General features: G+C 70.1%; 2 protein-coding genes. Both read left to right on the forward strand.

Annotated features, from left to right (window positions below):
• Positions 1-525: 525 nt before the first annotated feature.
• Positions 526-963 carry a hypothetical protein gene (locus HW445_RS27785; protein WP_180223622.1) on the forward strand — a complete coding sequence of 146 codons (438 nt, stop codon included), beginning with the start codon at positions 526-528 and terminating at the stop codon, positions 961-963.
• On the forward strand, positions 963-2,224 hold a 1,262-nt coding region (locus tag HW445_RS27790), incomplete at its 3' end, for a hypothetical protein (protein ID WP_180223623.1). The genes HW445_RS27785 and HW445_RS27790, both read left to right, overlap by 1 nt.

Consider the following 2,224-nt stretch of genomic DNA (forward strand, 5'->3'; position numbering starts at 1 on the left):
GGGTGCGACACCAGGTCCGGCCGAACCCCGGGCGCGGGCCCGGCCCCGCCGCCCACCGGCACCGGTCCGGTTCCGAACGACTCATCCGCCGACACCGATGTGTCCCTCCGTCAACTTCCGTGCACCTTGCGTGATCGTTCCGTGGCGGACGGTAGCAGTCGGTCGGGGTGGAGAGGTCCGCGTACCGGCCTCCGGTCCCCGGCGCGGCGGGCCTCTCACCCGTGAACCCGGGCTTTCGTCGATCAACGTTCCGAACTGCGACTTCACCCGCAGGTGTTGCACGTCGCGGATCCGTGCGCACCGGAACCCCCGGGGCGGCGGTGCGCCCTTGAGCCGGGTGGTGTAGACGTAGAGTCCCGCTGCCGCCGGGCCGTCGGCCGTGTCCTTGACGACCGCGACCTGTATCAGGGCCGTTGCACAAGGCAGTTGGGCGTGTCATGCGAAGTGACTACAGTGGTGCTGTTGCGACATGAACGCTTCACGGATCGGTCCAGAGGTCCTGAGGCGGGCGACAACAACGGGGAGATGACGCTGGTGATTCCGCTGGAGCCGGGTGCGGGTGCCGCAGACCTCAGGCGAGGTGTGGAGGCGCTCAGTTCGTTCAAGAAGCGCGTCGACGCGGTGCTCGACGAACTGAACGGATCGCCTGCCAACCCCAACCAGGTGGCGAGCCTGACGCTCACCCGTGAGGCGCTGGCGGCCGGAAGCGCCTTCGGTGAGGCGGTCGGCCTCTACTCCCAGTACGCCCGGGCGCACGAGCGGGTCAGCTCCCTGTCGCGGACCCTCGGCCTGCAGATAGAGGCACTCCAGATCGCCGTCCACGGCGCGGACATCGGCTTCGACAACCTCGAGGAAGAGTCGCGGCGCCGGTTCCACGAGATCCAGGTCGACCTCAAGCGTGAGGCGGACCGCGAGCAGGACCTCGCGCGCAATGCCAAGCGCCAGTACGAGGGTGGGTTCTGATGCCAGGACACGACGACAAGAAGTACGACGAGCTGATCAAGGACGAACTCCAGCAGGTCAAGGACAACGCCGAGGTCATCGACCTCGTCAATGCCTTCGAGCAGACGTTCGGCGCGGTCTTCTCCGGCAACGGGCCCCGGTTCTTCGGCCGGACGAGCTTCGAGGGCCACCGCCTCAACGACATGATCGACGTGGTGGAGCCGACCAACCCGGAGCAGATCGAGGAGGTCGGGACCTCCCTGCTGAAGGCCGGTGAGGCGATCACGGCGGCCGCCACGCTGCTCGGCAAGAACATCGAGGGCGTCGACTGGGAGGGCGCGTCGGGCGAGGCCTTCCGGACGTGGAGCAACAACCTCGTCGAGAAGGCCAAGGCGCTGGCGGGCTACTCGAAGGCGGTCGGCGAGCAGATCTCGCTGGCCGGTTCCGGACTCGCCTCCGTCCGCAAGTCCATGCCGCCGCGCGACCTGCGCGAGGAGCCGAAGACGGTCTCGCAGATCCCCGCGGCCAAGCGGGTGGACAGCAACGAGGAGTACGTCGCCGCGGTCAAGGCGGAGCAGAACCGGCAGGAGGCGATCAACCAGATGATCCGCCTCTCCTCGTTCTACGCGGTGTCGGAGGAGGCGCTGGCGGGCCAGGAGCCGCCGACGTTCGAGCCGATGCCGAACGTCGGGGTGCCGGCGCCGTCGCCGGTCCGCGGAGTGGGAGACACGCCGACGGCAGGTCAGGGCGGTTACGGCGGCGACCCGACCGTAGCGGGGGCCCGTGGCTCTGCCACCGAGGTGGCGGCGGCCGCGGGACGGATCGACGGAACGGCTGCGGGATCGGCCCCCCAGATCCGTCCGGGCGCAGACGCTTCCATGCAGATCGACAGCGTGGCCCCGGTGGTTCAGCAGGACACGACCCGACCCGTGACAGTGGGTCCCGCGCCCACCACCGGACCGTCCGTGACGAACACGGCTCCGCCGCCGTTCACCGTGGGCACGAACCCCGTGACGGTGACCGGAGGCGGTGGGCAAGGGAAGACGCCGCCCGGCGGCGCGAACTGGCGCCAGACGCCGATCTCGGCGCAGGGCCAGGTCCCGCGCGCCACCACCGGCGGCACGACCGGGGGACAGACCGCCGGTCGCAACCCCATGCACCCGCTGGGCCCGACCGGTCAGCAGACGACGGCCACGGGTCGTACCGGTGGTGGCGGTATTCGCGGGGGAACGGGACCCGTGGGGCCGACCGGCCAGCAGAACGCGGCGCGTACGGGCGGCGC

The organism is Streptomyces sp. UH6 (genome assembly GCF_013421635.1).
Lineage (GTDB): Bacteria > Actinomycetota > Actinomycetes > Streptomycetales > Streptomycetaceae > Streptomyces > Streptomyces abyssomicinicus.